The sequence below is a fragment of the Seongchinamella unica genome, assembly GCF_004354085.1.
In the GTDB taxonomy this organism is placed as follows: domain Bacteria; phylum Pseudomonadota; class Gammaproteobacteria; order Pseudomonadales; family Halieaceae; genus Halioglobus; species Halioglobus unicus.
In genome coordinates this window covers 372,447-390,367 of the sequence record NZ_SMSE01000001.1, presented here as the reverse complement: position 1 = coordinate 390,367, position 17,921 = coordinate 372,447, and the positions used below count along the sequence as shown (strand labels likewise).

Below are 17,921 nucleotides of genomic sequence, written 5' to 3'. Positions count from 1 at the left end.
CGCGCAAGGTGCGTTTTTGCGAAACTTTAGGTTACTATTGTCCGCATAGCTTCAGGGACTAAAGCTAAAAGGGGATCAGGTACATCAATGTTGCAGCAAGTTGAATTATTCCAGGGCCTTTCTCAGGAAGAGCTGGAGGCGCTGTCGGCCAGCAGTACCAGTCGTTCATTCCCCAAGAACACTGTCGTTATCCATGAGAATGACCCCGCCGATTCCCTGTTCATTATCGAGAGTGGCAAGGTAAAGGTCTACTGCTCCGACAAGAACGGCAAGGAATTCATCATGAATACCCAGGGAGCCGGCGACTACTTCGGTGAGCTTGCGCTGCTGGACGATTCCACCCGCTCCGCGTCCGTGCGCACTGTGGAAAAATCCAGCTTCTGTATTGTGTACAAGGAAGACTTCAACCGGGTTCTTGATGAGCACCCCAATATTGGCCGTAAGCTGGTCAAGAACCTGGCCCAGCGGGTCCGCAAACTGACCGCCGATGTCAAAAGCCTGGCCCTGCAGGACGTGTATGGCCGTGTTGCCAATGTACTGATGGACCTGTCCGAAGAGCGTGGCGACGGCACCCTTTATATCCCCGAAAAGCTCACGCAGCAGGATATTGCCGACCGCGTGGGTGCTTCCCGCGAAATGGTCGCCCGTATTCTCAAGGACCTCACAATCGGCGAATACATCCGCTTTGAGGGGCGTCACATCATTATCAACACCCGCCTGCCGGCGAAATACTAGCAGCCACTAAGCTTTCCCAAGCCCTGGCCTGGCGGTCGGGGCTTTTTGGTTGGACGCGTGTTCAATGGCCGTCCTGGAATCTGTCTCTGCTACTTTTCGGGGTCAGGTATGGCGGCCGTGACGCTGACCTCCAGCCGGCCACTGGCGAGCCGGGTGTGCAGCTGGCTACCGACCTCGACGGTCGTGGCGTCGGTGATCACTTTACCCGCCGGGTCGGTGACGATGGCGTAGCCGCGAGCCAGGGTGGCCAGTGGACTGAGGGAATCCAGCAGCCCCGCGAGATGGGCGAGACGGCTTCTGGATGCCTGCAATTTGCCCTGCATTGCCGACTCCAGACGCTGCTGGAGACTGTTCAATTCGCCACGTAGTTGCTGGATGCGCGACAGCGGGGAGCTGGCATGCAGCCTGGATTCCAGCAGGGCCAGTTCGCTCTTCTTTTTAGCCAGCAGGTTCTTTTGTGCCAGGATCAGGCGTTGCTCCAGTTCATCCAGGCGCTGGGACTGTTCCCGCAACTGGGCGCCCGGGTGCTTGAGGCGGGCACGCAGGTGGTCCAGTCGGGTCTGTGCGTCGGCGAGTTTGCGCCGCATCAACCGGCTCAGGTCTGCTTCCAGCTTCTTCAGCTGCTGCAGTTGTTCGCGCTGGTCCGGGCTCAGCAGTTCAGCGGCTGCCGATGGCGTTGCCGCGCGTTGGTCGGCGGCCATATCGGCGATACTGAAATCCACCTCGTGGCCGACGGCGGAGACAATGGGTAATTCGCTGGCGGCGATTGCCCTGGCCACCACCTCCTCGTTGAATGCCCACAGGTCTTCCAGGGAGCCGCCACCGCGACCGACGATCAATGCGTCCAGGTCGATTTTGCCTTCGGCCTGCCAGCGGTTGGCGCGTTCGATCGCCCGGGCGATTTCCGCGGCCGCCCCCTCACCCTGCACCGGCACTGGCAGTATCGAGATCTCGATGGCCGGGCAGCGCCGTTTGAGAACGGTGAGAATGTCGTGAATAGCCGCTCCGGTGGGGGAGGTGATTACCCCCAGGTGAGAGACGCTTTCCGGCAGCGGCTTTTTGCGCGCCGGGTCGAACAGTCCCTCGGCCAGCAGTTTTGCCTTCAGCCGCTCGAAGGCGGCCTGCAGGGCCCCGGCCCCGGCCTGTTCCATATGCTCGACGATAAGCTGGAACTCGCCCCGTCCCTCGTAGAGGGACACCCGGCAGCGCAAGCGCACGTGATCGCCGCTGCCGGGGGTAAAGCGCAGGCGCTGGTTGCGGCCGCGGAACATCGCACAGCGCACCTGGGCGCTGCCGTCCTTGAGGGAGAAATACCAGTGTCCCGAGGAGGGGGCGGCGAAGTTGCTGATCTCCCCCTCAACCCAGACGAAGTCGAAGTGGCTTTCCAGCAGGGATCTGGCCTGTCGGTTGAGCTGGCTGACGGTCAGGGCCTGGGGCTGGATGCTGTTGTTAAAGGGGTTGGTCAATGTGAACTTGTGTTTACTGGGAGAGCGGCAAAAAGTTATAATTGCACGTTTACCTTAAACCCGCCAGCCGGAGACTCCTCAATGCTGCGTATCGCCCAGGAAGCCCTGACCTTCGACGACGTTCTACTGCTGCCCGGTTATTCGGAAGTGGTGGCCACTGACGTCTCCCTGAAGTCCCGGCTGACCCGCGAGATCGAGCTCAATATCCCCCTGGTGTCCGCTGCCATGGATACAGTGACGGAGGCTCGCCTCGCGATCGCCATGGCCCAGGAGGGCGGCATCGGCATCATCCACAAGAGTATGACGGTTGCGGAGCAGGCCGAGCAGGTGCGCAAGGTCAAGAAGTACGAGAGCGGGGTGGTCAAGGACCCCATTACCATCCAGCAGTCTGCCACCATTGCCGAACTGATCGAGCTGACCTCCTTCCACGGTATCTCCGGGGTGCCTGTACTGAACGGCGAGGACCTGGTGGGCATTGTCACCCGCCGCGACCTGCGCTTTGAATCAGACCACAGCAAGCTGGTGTCCGACATCATGACCCCCCGGGAAAAACTGGTGACGGTGAAAGAGGGTGCCAGTGCCACCGAGGTCCAGAGCCTGCTGCACCGGCATCGGATCGAGAAGATCCTGGTGGTTAACGACGATTTTGACCTGACCGGCATGATTACGGTCAAGGACTTTGACAAGGCCGAGAGCTTCCCCGACGCCTGCAAGGATTCCTACGGCCAGTTGCGCGTGGGGGCCTCCGTGGGAACCAGCCCGGACACCGACGACCGGGTCGAGGCGCTGATCAAGGCCGGGGTGGATGTGCTGGTGGTCGACACTGCCCACGGCCACTCCCGCAACGTGATCGAACGGGTGCGAATGATCAAGAGAGCCTACCCCTCGATGCAGGTGATTGGCGGTAATATCGCCACCGGTGAAGCCGCCCTGGCGCTGGCGGATGCCGGCGCGGATGCGGTCAAGGTGGGCATAGGTCCGGGATCCATCTGCACGACGCGTATCGTCACCGGTATCGGTGTACCGCAAATTACCGCTATCGCCAATGTCGCCGAGGCGCTGGCGGATCGCGATATACCGCTGATCGCCGATGGCGGCATCCGCTTTTCCGGTGATATCGCCAAGGCTTATGCAGCGGGTGCCCACGCGGTGATGATGGGCAGCATGTTTGCCGGCACCGAGGAAGCCCCCGGTGAAGTCGAGCTGTACCAGGGCCGTACCTACAAGGCCTACCGGGGTATGGGCTCGCTGGGGGCCATGTCCCAGACCCAGGGTTCTTCGGACCGCTACTTCCAGGATTCCAGCAAGGGCGCCGAGAAGCTGGTACCCGAGGGTATCGAGGGGCGGGTGCCTTACAAGGGCCCGGTGACGGCTATTGTGCATCAGCTGATGGGTGGAGTGCGCTCTGCCATGGGCTATACCGGCAGCATCGATATGGAAGCCATGCGAACCCGGCCCCAGTTTGTGAGGGTGACCTCTGCGGGGATGTCAGAGAGCCACGTGCACGACGTATCGATCACCAAGGAAGCGCCGAACTACCCGGTTCGTTAACGGATACTCAGGTACCGCCTCGAAGTGATTCGCTGGCGTCGGCAGTGCATTATTCGTCATCCCCGCGAAAGCGGGGAACCAGAGACTTTCAGGAGACAGCTGAACCCCGGTTCGCGCCGGGATAGCAGTGATTCAGGTCAGTTAGCAGGGGCCTGTTAGCCATTACCCAACTCAGGAAACGCCATGAGCGCAGACATTCACGCCCAGAAAATCCTCATTCTCGATTTTGGCTCCCAGTACACCCAGCTGATTGCCCGCCGCGTGCGCGAGGTGGGGGTATACAGTGAGATCCGCGCTTTTGACATGAGCGAGGAGGATATCCGTGACTACGACCCCAAAGGCATTATTCTCTCCGGTGGGCCGGAGTCCGTAGCGGCAGCCGCGTCTCCGCGCGCGCCGCAGGTGGTGTTTGAGCTGGGAGTGCCGGTGTTGGGCATTTGTTATGGCATGCAGACCATGGCCGAGCAGTTCGGCGGCCAGGTGGCGTGTTCCAATATCAGTGAGTTCGGCTATGCCCAGATTCGCCAGGTAGGCAACGGTGGGCTTCTGCATGACATTCGCGACCATATCGACGAGCAGGGTAATGGCCTGCTGGATGTGTGGATGAGTCATGGCGACAAGGTGGTGGAGTTACCCGACAACTTCGAACTCATCGCCGAGACCGAGAGTTGCCCCATCGCCGGCATGGCTCACCGTGAGCAGCCTTTTTACGGTATCCAGTTCCACCCCGAAGTCACCCACACCCTGCAGGGCAAGCGAATTTTCCAGCATTTCGTGCTTGAGCAGTGCGGCTGTGAACCGCTGTGGACGCCAGCCAATATCGTCGAGGATGCGGTGGAGAGGGTGCAGGCAAAGGTCGGCAGCGACAAGGTTCTGCTCGGCCTCTCCGGCGGCGTTGACTCATCGGTCGTCGCTGCCTTGCTGCACAAGGCCATAGGCGACCAGCTCACCTGCGTGTTCGTGGACAATGGCCTGCTACGTTTGCACGAAGGCGACGCGGTAATGGATATGTTTGCCCGCAATATGGGGGTGAAGGTGATTCGCGCCGATGCCGAGGACCTGTTCCTGGGCAAGCTGGCCGGCGAGGCTGACCCGGAGGCCAAACGCAAGATCATCGGTAACACCTTTATCGAAGTATTCGACGAGCAAGCCACCAGGCTCAAGGATGTGAAATGGTTGGCTCAGGGCACCATTTATCCCGACGTCATTGAATCTGCCGGCGCCAAGACCGGCAAGGCCCATGTGATCAAGTCGCACCACAATGTGGGCGGACTGCCAGAGGACATGGCCTTTGAACTGGTGGAACCGCTGCGCGAGCTGTTCAAGGACGAGGTGCGCCAGATTGGCCTGGAACTGGGGCTGCCTTACGACATGGTGTATCGTCACCCATTTCCCGGCCCCGGCCTGGGTGTGCGTATTCTCGGCGAGGTCAAGAAGGAATACGCGGACCTGTTGCGCGAAGCGGATGCCATTTTTATCGAGGAATTACGTCGCTCAGGATGGTACGAAAAAACCAGCCAGGCCTTTGCCGTGTTCCTGCCGGTCCGGTCAGTGGGTGTGGTGGGCGATGCCCGCCGCTACGAATACGTGATCGCCCTGCGTGCGGTGGAGACGGTTGATTTCATGACTGCCCGCTGGGCGCATCTGCCCTATGAGTTACTGGAACTGGTATCGAACCGCATCATCAACGAGATCAGCGGGGTCTCACGGGTCACTTATGACGTGAGCTCCAAACCCCCAGCGACGATCGAGTGGGAATGATTTCACGTCTGGCACTGGCTGGCACCAACAGGTACCAGACAACACATAAACCATTGTATTTAATAGAATAATTCTATTTCTATCTGGCACCTGCTGGCACTGGCAGGCACCGCCAAGCACAGTTTTTTAATGGTATAAATCATGGTATTGTCGCCCACAGGATCAGGGTTGCGACAAAATACCATGCCATGTTATTCAGTGGTTTCATGGTATTAAAAATCATTAAGTCCCTGAAAATAAAGAAGAATCATCAGAAAAATATGCCATGAAATATCATGGTATTTTTTCCCCAGGGGGAGGACTTGTGATGTTGACGGATACCAAGCTGCGAAATTTGAAGCCCCAGGAAAAACTCTACAAGGTGAACGACCGCGATGGGCTCTATGTGGCGGTGACACCAGCGGGAGGTATCTCCTTCAGATACAACTACTCGATTAGCGGTCGACAGGAGACGCTGACGATAGGCCGGTATGGCAAGCGTGGCGTCACGCTTTCAGAAGCGCGAGAACGCGTCAGCGAAGCAAAGAAGATGATTGCGGCAGGGAAGTCACCAGCCAGGGAAAAAGCACGCGACAAGACGCGCGTAAAGGATGCCGAAACGTTTGGTGCATGGGCCGAGAAATGGATGCGTGGCTATCAGATGGCTGATTCGACGCGTGACATGCGTAAGTCAGTCTACAACCGTGAATTGAAGAAGCGCTTTGGCAATCAGAAATTATCTGAGATCACGCATGAGGATCTTCGGACTGTAACCGATGCCATAGTAGAGAGAGGGGCGCCAGCAACAGCAGTTCACGCCCGAGAGGTGGTAATGCAGGTCTATCGTTGGGCGATTGAGCGCGGACAGAAAGTAGAGAATCCTGCGGAGCTGGTTCGGCCTACCAGTATCGCCAGGTTTGAACCTCGCGATCGGGCTTTGAGTCCTCCAGAGATTGGTCTGATGTATCGGTACATGGACCGAGTTGGAACGTCGCCTCAATATAGAGCTGCTATAAAGTTGCTGTTGCTGACCATGGTGAGGAAGTCCGAGCTGTCCAACGCTACCTGGTCGGAGGTCAGTTTCAGCGAAGCGCTTTGGACGATTCCAAAAGAGCGCATGAAACGACGCAATCCGCACTTGGTGTTTCTGTCTCGTCAGGCGTTGGATATTTTTATCGCACTCAAGACCTTTGCCGGCGGTTCTGAATTCGTACTTCCCTCTCGGTATGATTCGGACTTACCTATGAGTGCAGCAACGATGAATCGCGTTCTAGCATTGACCTACCAGGCGGCACAAAAGAATGATGAACCGCTTGGGAAATTCGGTCCTCATGACCTGCGTCGCACCGCCAGCACACTACTGCACGAGGCTGGGTATAACACCGACTGGATTGAAAAGTGTCTTGCGCACGAGCAGAAAGGCGTGCGGGCGATCTATAACAAAGCCGAGTACCGGGAGCAGCGAGCGGCGATGTTACAAGATTGGGCAGATATGATTGACGATTGGACTATGAAGCGGCAGTAAATCCAGGACGGTGTGCTGGATCCTCAGACTCTATGCGCGACTCAATCCAATCCTCGACCTCGGCCAGGTCCCACGCAACATTGCGACTTGTTAGTACGATTCGGCGGGGAAAGTCGCCGCGTTTTTCCATGTTGAAAATGGCACGATCTGACAGTGGGATCATCGCCAGAAGTGTTTTTCGATTTATTAATGTCTTGCTTGGGCGGTTTTGGGTTCCAGCATCCATTGATTGTTTCTGTTGCCCCTGACGGCACCTCTGAAAATTGTGTGGTTGTGATAACTGAACATTAGCATCGTGCAAATCATTTTGGCAAAGGAGAATGTTTAGCATGGTGATAAACATCTTGCCAGATCATCTGATGGTTTTAGCGGTCCTGAGGAGTGTGGCTGTCTGCAGTGAAAAGCCTGTCCACTATGTTTATGTCATGGTTTAATCCCACTGACTGGGTTCTTTACGTGTATTGCCTAGGGAGGTGAGGCCGTTCAGACCGCCTCTCCCTTGAAGATAATGACACCGCAAATAGGGGTGTCTGCATTCACCGCAATAATGCGATTGGGCCAGTCCGGGTTGAGCGTTTTGAGATACTTCTTGCCTTCCTCCAGGATCAGTTGCTTGAACGTCACCTCATTGGACTCTTCCAGCCGAACCACGACAAACTTACCGTGTTCGACTGGTGCCTGTGGGTCAACGAAAATCAATTCGCCCTCCCGGAATTTGGGCTCCATGCTCGCGCCGCGCACGCGCAGCACAAAGGTCTCCGGGCTACATTCCACGGGACACCGTAAAAGCGTTGTGCCGTATGGGGGTGGCAGGTCTTCTGAAATATCGTGCCCCTTGCCGACCTGGTCCCACGGTATTAACCGATGCTGACTGCCTGTATTGGATTCGTCGCGCTCGGCTGTCAGATCTGGGCCAGTAGGGTGCTCCTCATCCATCCACCCTGGAGGCTTGTTCATCGCCGCCTCTAATTTGGACGCCAGATCATCCCCGATTGCGCGCGGAGTTCCTTTCTTGGTTGGGAGCTGATTGCGTACCTGGCTGAGGTAGGAGCTGTTGGTTCCTGCGGCACGCGCCAGGCGCACGGCCGAACCCGCTTCGCGAATTAGAGCCTCAAGGTTCTTGAGTCGAATAGGGATATGTTTTCTTGTCATTGAGGTAGTTTAGCAAAATTTAGCAAAATGATAAACAAAAAAATATCACGTTAGCTTGTTCGCCAATTTGCTCAGTGCTAATGTCTATTCGCATGGAGCTAAAGTATTTTCTCAAGATGGCAACGAAGAGGGAGCGAGCAGAAGTCGCCGTCGCCTGCAATGACTCGGTGTCTTACCTTTACCAGATCGCGGGCAACCACCGCTACGCCAGCCCCTTGTTGGCGACTCAAATCGAACAATCGACGAGACTGGTTGCAGAAGCATCGGGGGGGCGACTTCACCCTGTGCCTCGCGCTTCAATGGTCCGCCACCCCGAAATCTTCTATGGGGTAGAGGAACAAGAAGCGCAGCAACGGCCTGCAATGGTGTGTGACGTCGATGCCACAGAATAATCGATCGTCCACGACCGCTGCGTCCACATCCGACGATGTCGTTGCCACACGCATCGAGGTCACCCGTATTCACCACTACGGGCGCAATCCCCGCCGTCAGCAAAACCCGGAGTATGACCGTATCAAAGCGTCTATCCGTGCCGGCGGTCTGGATCAGCCGCTAGTGATCTCGCAGGAACCCGGCGCGGCTGACTATGTGCTTCATGCCGGGGGCAATACCCGGCTGAGTATCCTTAAAGAATTGTACGAGGAGACAGGGGAAGAGCAGTTTTACTGGATAGATTGTGTGGTCAGAGGCTGGTCCCAGGAGTCGGCATTGTTGTTCGCGCACCTGCGGGAGAATGAACTGCGCGGCAGTCTGCCCTTTATCGATAAAGCGCATGCCGTGTTTGACGCCAAATCGTTGCTCGAAGCGGAACTGTCCGTGGAGACTCTTTCACAGCGGCAACTGGAAACTCTGTTCAGGGAGCGAGGCTTCAGCCTCGGTCACAGTATGATCTCTAAAATGGGGTACGCCGTTCAGACACTGTGGCCGGTGATGCCAACCGCATTGAGTGCCGGCCTGGGTCGCCCTCAGATAGAAAAGATTCGGGCTTTGGAGCGTGCGGCTCGCCACATCTGGCTACATCGCCAACTGGGCGATGAAAGCCTGTTTGATGATGTATTCGCTGAATTGTGTCGGCGCTACGATGGCAGTGAGTGGGATATCCAACCACTGCGCCATGCGCTGCAACATGAGATCGCAGTGGAGTCAGAGCAGAGTGAACACATCATCCATCTCGAAATTGAAGCCTGCCTGGCAGGCCGCCCATTTGAATATCCCTCCACTCCCGAACAAGACTGCGATGACGCGCAGCCAAAGGACGAGCCAAACAAGCTAGTGGCCTCGAGTGAAGCGTCGGGTAAAAGCACAACCGCCTACACGTCGCCGTCCCATCAAACTGCGCCAGCAGGCCCAGTAATTGAAGAAGGTGAATCACCGGACAACTTGAGTAACACCACCGAGGGCTCTGCCGAAAGTGTAACGAGTACTCGAGACCTGAAGTCATTGGATATTCCCTCATTGCGCCGCCACCTGTATGCCACCGCTTTGCGCTTGGCGGAACATCATGGCTTGGGCGATCGCGTCATACCACTTGAAGATCACGGCATGGGTTTTTTAGTGACCGATGTCCCGCCCGCGGAACTGACGGAAACACTGGATCAGGAGATGCTCGCAATGGTGTCCTTACTGTGGTGGCAACTGGCAGCCTGCTCGGAGGTTACCGCGGCTCCCGTGGATGTCCTCCTGAATGACCTTGACGAGTCCTCGATATTGCACCGGGCACTGGCATCGCAGGATGCGGAGTTGTTGTTTAGCAATGTTTGGACGCTAGACCCTGGTCACATGGGCTGCCAGTTTTGGCAGCAGCTCAATCCCGAGGATTGGCGGCTTCTGCTGCAGATGATGGAGACTTATCGTACGCTAAAACGGTGTGCCTTTGATGCTGGCTTGGCGTTGTGGGACACCGCGGAAGGTGACAGCTGATGTCATCTAATAAGGAAGCGGATCTCACCTCTGCCGTTCTCCTATACGCGGTCCGTTGCTTGGCCGAAGGTGACCAGCAGGCCCTGCGAAGCATGAATTTCGGTCCCAAGGAGCTGGATGCTTTACAGGGGATCAACCTGGCTGACCTGTATCGAGCCGATGCGCTCCGCGTGCATTGTCTGAAGATAGACCTGGACAGGGAGGTGTTCTGGCCCATGCTGGCACACCTGCGCCATCAGCGGGAATCCGAAGAGCTACAGCGCACGCTGATAGTGGCCGATGCCCCCTTGGATATGATGCAGCAGTTGTTTGGGATGAGTTCACGTGAGTACACGCGATGGCGTCGAGTGCTGACGCTCGCGCCCTCTGTGGGAAGACCGCCTGAGCTCGATGAGACCGATACCCATACACTGTGGTATGCCTGGCAGGAACGGGTTCAGGCGTGTGCGGAAGCCCCGCTGGCGGCAGTAGACTATCTCGGTCTCTACCACGAGACGGACATCGCGCTACGGTGTATTTGGGCACTGGTGCAACGGTGGGAGGCATACGGCGAGCCTATGGCAGGCGCCGGAGCGAATCAGGTTATCGAGCATGGCCCATGATGATGCCGTACCGCGACCGGAAACAGTTGCCCTCGATGCCCTAATCAAAGCAACCATTGCGGAATTCAAAGGTGAGGGTGCGGTAGCGTCGTCCGACGCTATGCTATTTGTGGGCAATTGGCACCAGGCGGTTCCCGCCATGGTGATTCAGGATCCCATCCTGGAGCCGGTAGACAAAGTGGTGTGGATGGTCATTATGTCTCACGCCAGAGAAACCGGAGGACGAACGGCTTTCCCGGATTACGACACCATTGCTAACCAGACTAACGTTTCCTCAACGTCAACCGTATCGCGGGCGATTGCGATATTGCGGCTCACCCGCTGGCTAACCTTATACGCCAGGCTACGTCAAAAATCTGGCCGCTTTACCGGCAACATCTATGTTCTGCACGACGAGCCCTTGCCGCTGGTTGACGCCCTGCATCTTGACGATGCCTATATGGCATTTGTCAGTCAGTCTCAGCAACATCACCACGGACGTGTGCGTCTCGTTGCGCAGGGCATATCAGACAGTCTGGATGAAACCATTCGGGACGGACAAAACCTTGCGGAAAGAGAGGCGGGGTCGGAGCGTCGTCTGCGTGCGGCGCAGTTTCTGGCAGAGAAAGGAAAAAACACAGACGGCTCGAGTCGCTACTTCGCCTTCACCGGCGCATCTGTTAACCGACTTAAACAGCCGTCGCCTCAGAGATCTGGCGGGGCCGGTGACCGTGACCAAAATTCAAAGACGGAGGAAAAAGTACACTACAGTAGTGGTTGTAGTAGTAATTATAAAACAACTACAACAACAACCCCGACACAGAATGCCAACAGCAACGAGAGTGCTTTACCGGCAGCAAGCTCATTTTCTGATAAACCCCTGATTTATCCGCCCCGGCTGTCCGAAAACCAGAGACTGCTGGCAGATCGTTACCTTGGCATGATCGCCCCCGAGGCTCGTCAGTCTGTCTTGGATGAGTTGCAGGGTCGGCTGGACTCAGAGCAAAGAGGGATGAAACCGGTCTACGACGAATTGCGTTTCCTGCATTCGCTGTGCAAGGCCGCGGACAAGGGTGAATTTATACCCAATCTCGGCATCAAGGTGGCTGAAGGCCGATTGTCTCGTGCCCAGTCAGCTCCGCCTCCTGTGGATCCACAGCAAGAGGCACTCAAGGCTGAGGAACGTGAACGCTCGCGGGCCTATGGCATCGAACAAATTGCCAAACTGCGTCTCTCATTCAATGCGAAGGATGATTCCTGATTCAGCCCCTCTGCCTGCCGTCCGGTTGTTGAAGCGCGGATAGAACGCCATTCTTGAGGTGGTTCCACTGTCACCAGTTTGAAGGACCAATACCTCATAGCAGGACGTAAACCTCCACGGCACTTGGCGAGATACTCCGTGGTCGGCGGGAGGGATTCGTGGGTTCATAGCGTGGTGAAAAATTGATAGGAACCGCGCTGATGAATACTCATGACGACCTCCCTCGCGAACAGCCTGTTGATCAACCGGATAGAACGGGTCCCGGCGCGTTGCGTGGCGAGGTCTGGTTGAACGTCCAGACCTATCAGGCACAAAGCTTGATCCGGGGGAGGCGTGGCGGCGAAGGCAAGCCGGCGATTATGGGCCTGGTTGGTTTTGCAGAGCGGTTGAAGGTGCTCTGGCAAGCCATCCGATCGGATGACCCATTCGCCGACTGGTGGCTGATCAAGGTGGAAGCCAGTATTGGTGATGCGCGTTCGCAGTTACATCGCTTGCAGGAACAACTTCAGGCCGTGCTGGTCAGCGTCGAGTGCTTCGACGTGGCCTTTGCGCAGTCGAGTCGACCCCAGCGAGTTTCGCTACAGTTTGCCAATCCTTATGCTTTTCGGGCGGCGCAGATGCTTGCTGACTATGACCGCGTGATGTGCGCCTGGATGACAGTCCGACATTTGGGCATGGATTTTCCGACGGACATCGCTGAACAGGTGAGTGGGAGTGGCCGGTGGCTGCGGCGCGTATTTGCACTGCCCCAAAGCTACCAGTATCTGGAGATCAGTCGCAGCGACATACATCAAGGCACCGCGCGAGCAGCGAAAGCGCGTGAATGTATGGGGGACTTGCCACAGGAGATACTCGACGGTGAGAAACTACCTTCGCTACGCCCCGTCACATTCCAGAGCGCGAGTGCGACTTGTCGTCCTGCTTGCCAGGATGGATAGCTGCCATGCTAGCCGCGACTCAACAGCGCCTGAATATCATTCTCGATACGCGTATTCCCCTGGAGGCGATGATTCTCAATCGTTTACAGCGATTGCCGCAGCGGCGGCGAAAAGATTGGTTAAGAGGCTTGCTGATGACTGGATTCAATACAGAGTGTCAGGTTATCAAATCGCAAGCACCGCCGATCCCTCAGCAAGATGGTGCCGATCGCCGATTTTTACATTGGCGTATGCCTGCGACGCGCAGTGGTGTACGTAGTTCCAAAAGTGATGCATCACCCGGGTCTGGCGGCCAGCAATGCGCTGAAAACGCCCAGAGTAGCCCCAATGCTCATTGTGAAAAGCCGTTTGCGCAGCTGCGAAGCGTTATGGGCCATTAGCGTACAGGGATTGATTTCGAGGAAATAGACTGTGACAGAACGCATCGATACTAAGCCAACCCAGGCTGACAAGACTTCGCAACTGACCTCGGATCCTATGTCTGTGGTTCAGGTAGGTCTCGATGACGGGTATGCCTATACCAAGGTGGCGTTAGCCGATGGGCGGCTGTTTAGTGCACCCTCCAGAGCGCGAATTGGCTCTGCTGGTGTCACCTGGATTCGAGAGCAGGAGCAACGGATTTTTGAGTACGAGACCGGTGGAACCGTTTACTCGGTGGGTGCCGTCGATGGTGAGGCGACACAGTTCGACGAATACCCCGGTTCTGCCCTCAATCGCGTGATTGTACAGCACGCCTTCCAGCAGGCGGGCTTGTCGGGCCGTTCCATTCATCTTGTGACGGGCTTACCTGTCTCTGCGTACTACCGCCACGACGGCCAACGGCGTCAACGGGATATTGATCGAAAGTGCGAGAGTCTGAAACTACCGGTTGAACCTAAGCCGAACAGCGCAAAACCGGGCAAATCCATTTTGAGTGCCAGTGTTGCCTTTCATGAGGTGATTCCCGAAGCGCTTGCTGCCTGGTATGACCATGTCATCGTAACGCAGGCCGATGGTGTAACACTGGATGGTGATCGATTGAGTGCACCCATCGCTATCGTTGATATTGGCGGGCGCACGACGGACTTTGTGGTGGTGCAAGATCAAGGCATCGTTCACGGCTCGTCCGGGTCCCTCAACCGGGGCATGCTGAATGTGAAGTCCCGGGTCGCTGATCTTATTCAGCAAACCTTCGATGTGAGCGAACTGGGTGAGCAGAGTATCGCCAAGGCGGTGGACAGCTCCCGATTACGCCTGCATGGCAAGGATCATGATATCTCGGCCATGGTGGCTGCTGCGAAGCGAGAACTGGTGGAGCTGCTCTACGCCGAGACCCGGCGCAAACTAGGACTGGGTGTCGAACTTGATCGGGTGCTATTCGTGGGTGGTGGCAGTGCCGCGCTCGCAACCGATATAGCCAACTGGTTCCCGAACCAAACGATACCCGACCACGCAGTTTTTGCGAATGCACGAGGAATGCTCAAATACCTCCAATATGTCTGTGATGACACAGCGGGTGGTTTCTAAAGGCTTTATACGTGGTCACTGCGGTCTCAGTGGCAACAAGTATCGTCGGATTGTGGAAGCGATACTGCGGGTTACCGTCAATCCATTGTCAGGGCTTGCCCTGATTTTACTCACCCTGTCGGGAAGCGCCTTCCCGTCAGGGAATCGCGTTCCCTGGCAGTTCATTATGTTCAAGGAGAATGTGTTATGACCAGTAGACAAACTACCTCTGAAAAACCGAAGTATTTCGATCTTGATATCCATGGGATTGGTTACCTCAACCGTGTACGCGAAGTGACACCCGAGAACGGATCTCCGTTTCTCAGTGTCACCATCGCTGCACTGCGAGGGCCAGCCGACAACGTCCAGCATACGCACTTTGATTGTGTGGTATCGGGCGAAGAAGCGAAGGATCTGGTGCGCCAGCTGATGCCTGCAGTCGAAGCCGACATGAAAGTGTTGGTGGGGTTTCACCTCAGCGATTTGCAGGCAGAAGCGTTCACCTTTAAACAAGGTGAACGTGCCGGCACAACAGGCATTGGTCTGAAGTCCCGATTGCTGCGATTCCAGTGGATCAAAGTCGACGGACAACCGTTTCTGGCGCCTGTCGCCAGAGATGCCATCGCCTAACCACAATCCCTGGCAGCATCTACCGATGCTGCCAATCTTTCAATCTCGCGAGGAAACCACTTCCTCGCGGGACTGGTCTCCCCGCACCATCGAAGGAGACCAGTCATGGCCTCGAAATCATCGCCTGCAAAGGTGAATCCTAAAAACCGTTTGGCGACGCTGAAGATCGCAACGCTCAACGACGTTGAAAAGCAGTCTCTAATGGAGCTGGCTCTTGCGGTTCTGCGGGACCTGCATCGACCGGGGCTCGAGCTGCCCAGTCCCAACGCCACTCGCGACTATTTGCGGGTGCTGTTGGCCGACCGGAAAGCAGAAGTGTTTGGTTGCATGTACCTGGATAACCGGCATCGAGTGATCGAGACGGCTGAGCTGTTCCAGGGAACGATTGACGGTGCAGCAGTGTACCCCCGCGTGGTGGTGCAGCAGGCGCTAACCCTCAATGCCGCCGCGGTGATGTTTTTTCACAATCACCCCAGTGGTGTCGCCGAACCCAGTCATGCGGATGAGGCGATTACCCGGCGGCTGAAAGATGCACTGGCATTGGTGGACATACGTGTGCTGGATCATTTCATCGTCACAGCCGGTGAGTCACTGTCGTTCGCAGAGCGCGGACTGCTTTAAATCACCATTTACTCAACCCATTGGGGAGACGCTTCTTCCCTTTGGGAAGGAGGGACTCCCTGAAATATTAAATCATATCCTCAGGGAGAAACTTTATGAAAAATACAGAGAACGCTTCATTGGAAGAGGTCTTTGGTCCTGTCATCTCATGCTACAGCCGAGCACAGGCAATTGAAGACGGTATGTTGGTCGATGTTACCAATATGGCGCGGGAAGCTGGTTTCAAGTGGCCGGTGGCCCTAACACATGCGGCATGGTGTGATTGTGTCTCCTGGACTGAACAAGATAGCCGGAGTCAGATGCATCAGGATGAGTCCGGTCGCTTGTGGGACGTGTTATTCATGGCATTTGTTGCCATACGCACGGCCACTGATTCTGGTGATCGACTGCGCTTCTCGTTGTATCGGGTACCCAGTGATGGTTGCACGATGGAAGCTCAGGAGGTTGCCTTGAAACTGATGGTGGGTCCCGGTGATGCCGGAGAACCTGTTGTCACCATCATGCTGCCCAACGAAGATTAATGTCGCCGATGTGAATCGGCTCCTTGCCCTGGCCACTTGGGATAAAGTGGCGCCTCTCTCTTTCGTCTGCTCCGCCTTCCAGCTCCGTTGACTTCCGCGATATGTCACTAAGGCACCACCTGACGCTTTGCCGCTGGTTCCACTGTAACCACTGCGGCCTATTCGACTGCCATGACAGGTCGAAGACCTGGCGTCGCAGTTGATACGAACGAAGCCCTCGTCACTGCAGAGCGAAGCGGGGTAGTGACGAGGGCGGCGGAGCACCGAACGACAACGGGTTGCGCTCGGATTGTTGAGTTCACGGCGAATTCGGTCTGACTATACTGATGGCCATTGATTGAAAGCAGAACAAAACGCGGCCACGGCGGTAACGTGGATGGGGGGAGTTGCCCTCGCCATCTTAAATGGCAAAAAACAGCACTAGCGCCCTCAGAGCTTGCAAGGCGCACAGTGAAAACTGCAGCTCATCTTCAATGGGTCTTCAACAACAGGACGTTCGTCCTCCCTTCACCGTGGCATTAGCCATTTCAAACCCGGCTCGCAAGTAGCCGAAACCCAACGTGCCGTCCTACTGACGGTTTTTTCAACACGCGGACTGATGGTTCCGCCTATTTAAAAGGAGGTGAAACACTCACCATCGAATGTGGGCTTTTGAGCCCATTTGGTTTACCCGGCACCATCTTCATCAGAAGAGCAGCCAGGTTGCCTGTGACCAGGCTTATCAGGTCAAACGGGGAGTAGTGTCCCTTGACCCATCCGCGTAAGCGGACCCGGTCAGGCTACGCGCCTGCTGGTTGGTCATAAACACTTACCAGACTGGAAAGTACACGATGAAAGACCTGAACTACCAATTGAAGCAAATGTGTCAGCGCAATCGGGATGGCAGCTACAGCACGCAGGCTAACCGGGCGCGTATTCTCAATCAAATCGCGAATCAACTGCAAGAAATGGGGTACCGACGAATGACCGCGCAGTCATTAAAACCAAAGCACGTTGATGCATTGGTGAAGCGTTGGTTAGGTGATGGAATGGCGGCCGGCACCATTAAAAATCGCATGAATTGCCTGCGCTGGTGGGCTGCCAAAGTGGGTCGGTCCAATGTGGTGGCGCGATCGAATAGCTTCTATGGCATTCCCGACCGGCAATTCGTTAGCAACGATTCCGAGGCCGTTATTGTCGATAGAGACACATTGGCGAGTATCAGAGATGACCATGTGCGTGTCAGCCTGGAGTTGCAGCGCGTCTTTGGCCTGCGCCGGGAGGAGGCAATCAAATTCATACCGGCATATGCCGATCAGGGCGATCATGTTCGCCTGAAGGCATCCTGGACGAAAGGGGGCAAATCGCGGATCGTGCCGTTGCTCACCGAGGAGCAGCGCACCGCGCTGAATCGAGCCCACCGTCTGGCGGGAACCGGTTCCTTGATTCCGCCGCAAAAGAACTACATTCAGCAACTGCGCACCTACGAACGTCATACTACCCTGGCTGGACTGTCGAAGCTGCACGGACTACGTCACGCCTATGCCCAATCTCGCTATCAACGGTTGACGGGGTGGGCGTGCCCTGCGGCGGGTGGGCCGGTCGCAAAGAGTTTAAATGCAGAGCAAAGAAAGCAGGATCATCAAGCGCGATTGATCATCAGCCGCGAATTAGGCCATGTTCGCGAACAGATCAGTGCTGTGTATCTTGGGCGATAAGTCACCCAAAAAAGCACAGCACCCCGAGCATGGATTACGCATTCACGCACGCGAACGATTTGGCGATCATGAGGCTCCTCACCATAGCTAGGGCCAAA

17 protein-coding genes are annotated in these 17,921 nt (G+C 56.2%); 14 read left to right on the top strand and 3 right to left on the bottom strand.

Translation table 11 applies throughout. The features are described 5' to 3' along the window. Positions 1-87 precede the first annotated feature (87 nt). The gene (locus tag E2F43_RS01780) at positions 88-735 is read left to right on the top strand and encodes a Crp/Fnr family transcriptional regulator (protein WP_133209158.1); all 648 of its coding nucleotides are present in this window, start codon (positions 88-90) and stop codon (positions 733-735) included. 89 nt (positions 736-824) lie between these two features. Here E2F43_RS01780 and xseA read toward each other — a convergent pair whose 3' ends face one another. Further along, positions 825-2,201: an exodeoxyribonuclease VII large subunit gene (xseA, locus tag E2F43_RS01775; protein WP_133209157.1), complete on the bottom strand. Its 1,377-nt coding sequence runs from the start codon at positions 2,199-2,201 to the stop codon at positions 825-827. Positions 2,202-2,282: 81 nt separating this feature from the next. On the opposite strand from xseA, the gene guaB reads away from it, so the two are divergent. From guaB to E2F43_RS01760, 3 genes are all read left to right on the top strand, one after another. Continuing rightward, complete coding sequence (gene guaB, locus E2F43_RS01770; protein WP_133209156.1) at positions 2,283-3,752, top strand: IMP dehydrogenase; 1,470 nt, start codon at positions 2,283-2,285, stop codon at positions 3,750-3,752. A gap of 183 nt (positions 3,753-3,935) precedes the next feature. After that, a complete protein-coding gene (guaA, locus tag E2F43_RS01765; protein WP_133209155.1) occupies positions 3,936-5,513 on the top strand; it encodes a glutamine-hydrolyzing GMP synthase in 1,578 nt (525 codons plus the stop codon). A gap of 307 nt (positions 5,514-5,820) precedes the next feature. Beyond that, on the top strand, positions 5,821-7,017 hold the full coding sequence (locus tag E2F43_RS01760; RefSeq protein ID WP_133209154.1) for a tyrosine-type recombinase/integrase: 1,197 nt from the start codon (positions 5,821-5,823) through the stop codon (positions 7,015-7,017). Here E2F43_RS01760 and E2F43_RS01755 read toward each other — a convergent pair. Both E2F43_RS01755 and E2F43_RS01750 read right to left on the bottom strand, forming a co-directional pair. Beyond that, positions 7,001-7,243 carry a helix-turn-helix transcriptional regulator gene (locus E2F43_RS01755; protein ID WP_133209153.1) on the bottom strand — a complete coding sequence of 81 codons (243 nt, stop codon included), beginning with the start codon at positions 7,241-7,243 and terminating at the stop codon, positions 7,001-7,003. The genes E2F43_RS01760 and E2F43_RS01755 overlap by 17 nt on opposite strands. A 257-nt stretch (positions 7,244-7,500) precedes the next feature. After that, complete coding sequence (locus E2F43_RS01750; RefSeq protein ID WP_133209152.1) at positions 7,501-8,169, bottom strand: S24 family peptidase; 669 nt, start codon at positions 8,167-8,169, stop codon at positions 7,501-7,503. A 378-nt stretch (positions 8,170-8,547) separates the two neighbouring features. Between E2F43_RS01750 and E2F43_RS01740 the strand changes: the two genes are divergently transcribed. From E2F43_RS01740 to E2F43_RS01695, 10 genes are all read left to right on the top strand, one after another. After that, the gene (locus tag E2F43_RS01740) at positions 8,548-10,089 is read left to right on the top strand and encodes a ParB family protein (protein WP_133209150.1); all 1,542 of its coding nucleotides are present in this window, start codon (positions 8,548-8,550) and stop codon (positions 10,087-10,089) included. Next, positions 10,089-10,691 carry a DUF2857 domain-containing protein gene (locus tag E2F43_RS01735; protein WP_008296057.1) on the top strand — a complete coding sequence of 201 codons (603 nt, stop codon included), beginning with the start codon at positions 10,089-10,091 and terminating at the stop codon, positions 10,689-10,691. The genes E2F43_RS01740 and E2F43_RS01735 overlap by 1 nt, the downstream gene beginning before the upstream one ends. After that, positions 10,681-11,931: an STY4528 family pathogenicity island replication protein gene (locus tag E2F43_RS01730; RefSeq protein ID WP_133209149.1), complete on the top strand. Its 1,251-nt coding sequence runs from the start codon at positions 10,681-10,683 to the stop codon at positions 11,929-11,931. The genes E2F43_RS01735 and E2F43_RS01730 overlap by 11 nt, the downstream gene beginning before the upstream one ends. 200 nt (positions 11,932-12,131) lie before the next feature. Beyond that, positions 12,132-12,869, top strand: coding sequence for a PFL_4669 family integrating conjugative element protein (locus E2F43_RS01725; protein WP_133209148.1), 738 nt, complete (start codon positions 12,132-12,134; stop codon positions 12,867-12,869). 5 nt (positions 12,870-12,874) lie between these two features. Further along, positions 12,875-13,249 (top strand): hypothetical protein, encoded by a 375-nt coding sequence (locus E2F43_RS01720; protein ID WP_133209147.1) that lies wholly within the window; start codon positions 12,875-12,877, stop codon positions 13,247-13,249. A gap of 31 nt (positions 13,250-13,280) precedes the next feature. Beyond that, positions 13,281-14,375: a ParM/StbA family protein gene (gene parM, locus E2F43_RS01715; protein ID WP_238946698.1), complete on the top strand. Its 1,095-nt coding sequence runs from the start codon at positions 13,281-13,283 to the stop codon at positions 14,373-14,375. Positions 14,376-14,561: 186 nt separating this feature from the next. Then, complete coding sequence (locus E2F43_RS01710) at positions 14,562-14,984, top strand: DUF3577 domain-containing protein (protein WP_133209146.1); 423 nt, start codon at positions 14,562-14,564, stop codon at positions 14,982-14,984. Positions 14,985-15,089: 105 nt separating this feature from the next. Continuing rightward, positions 15,090-15,605 carry a RadC family protein gene (gene radC, locus E2F43_RS01705; RefSeq protein ID WP_133209145.1) on the top strand — a complete coding sequence of 172 codons (516 nt, stop codon included), beginning with the start codon at positions 15,090-15,092 and terminating at the stop codon, positions 15,603-15,605. 95 nt (positions 15,606-15,700) lie between these two features. Then, complete coding sequence (locus E2F43_RS01700; RefSeq protein WP_133209144.1) at positions 15,701-16,126, top strand: DUF6573 family protein; 426 nt, start codon at positions 15,701-15,703, stop codon at positions 16,124-16,126. 830 nt (positions 16,127-16,956) lie between these two features. Further along, a complete protein-coding gene (locus E2F43_RS01695; RefSeq protein ID WP_133209143.1) occupies positions 16,957-17,823 on the top strand; it encodes a phage integrase N-terminal domain-containing protein in 867 nt (288 codons plus the stop codon). The last annotated feature ends 98 nt before the right edge of the window (positions 17,824-17,921 follow it).